The sequence below is a fragment of the Micromonospora sp. NPDC047730 genome (assembly GCF_043204765.1).
In the GTDB taxonomy this organism is placed as follows: domain Bacteria; phylum Actinomycetota; class Actinomycetes; order Mycobacteriales; family Micromonosporaceae; genus Micromonospora.
The window spans coordinates 1-1155 of the sequence record NZ_JBIDCU010000078.1 but is presented as its reverse complement, the minus strand read 5'-3'; the positions used below and the strand labels follow the sequence as shown (position 1 = coordinate 1155).

Here is a 1155-nt window from a genome sequence, read left to right as displayed (position 1 = left end):
CGGCACTGCTGTGCTTCGCCGCGTTGGCGAGCAACTCGCTGACGCAGAAATAGGTCGTCGACTCGACCACGGCGGACGGGCGTCGCGGGACGTCGAGGTCGAGGATAACCGGGATCGGGCAGCGCGCCGCGAGCAGCGGCAGCGCGCCGTCGAGCCCCAGATCGGTCAGCACTGCAGGGTAGATGCCGCGGGCGAGGTCTCGCAGTTCCGCCAGTGCCTGCTTGGCCTGTTCGTGCGCGACGGCGACGTGACGCGCCACCGTCTGTGGGTTGCCGCCGCCGTCGAGCTCCCGCCGGGCCCGCCCCAGCTCCATGGCCACGGCCACCATCTGCACCTGCGCGCCGTCGTGGAGATCACGCTCGATGCGCCGCAGATGCGCCCCGGCCTGTTCCACCGCCTGGTCGCGGCGGCGCTCCAGCACCCGCGCCAGGTCGGGGCCTGCGTCCGGCCGCAGCATCCATCGCAACCGTAGCCGGTCGAGTGCGGCCAGACCCCGTACGATCCAGGCCGCGGCAACCAGGCCCGCGAGCCCTACCAGGCCGACGAGCAGCGGGTAGGGCCAGACGTCCGGATGCCACCGCGCTCCGGCGACGTCGAGCCCGTCCCAGCCGGGCGGGGTGTACCGATACCACACCGGGTAGGTGGCCGCCGCGGCGGGCAGCGCCCAGACGAGGACGGTCGCGTACGCCATCGCGATCGCCAACGGTCCGCCGAGTAGCAGGAACGCCAGGATGCGCCAGCCGGTGACGTCGGTGAGCCCGTCGCGAACCCAGCCGACTATGCCGGGCGACCGTCGCCGCACGGCAGCCGGCAACGGCAGCTCGAGATGCAGCAGCACTCGCGCCCGCCAACGCTCGAGCAACGTGGCGAGCCGTGTGCCGCGCACGAATACCGTGAGAAGGGCGAGACCCACGACCGTGAGGCCGGCAACCATCGCGTAGCCGGTCAGGCCAACGTAAACGACCATGAGCGCGCCGACCGGAGCGCCCAGCAGAAGGTGGGCGGTGTACCGCCAGGTTTCGGCGCGGACGGGCGCCAGCAGCGCCCCGACCAGCCTCGTGCTGGTTGGGCGTGCTCTGGCCGGCGGAGTGTTCAGCGGTGGTGTCATGATCGGTCATCAGTCAACCAGGCGGCGCTCACTCGGCGGTCCCCACC

The 1155-nt window shown here is 72.0% G+C and carries 1 protein-coding gene; it reads right to left on the bottom strand.

Annotated features, from left to right (window positions below):
- Positions 1-1108: sensor histidine kinase (locus ACGF5G_RS35765; protein ID WP_393271334.1), on the bottom strand; the 1108-nt coding region annotated here is incomplete at its 3' end.
- Positions 1109-1155 lie beyond the last annotated feature (47 nt).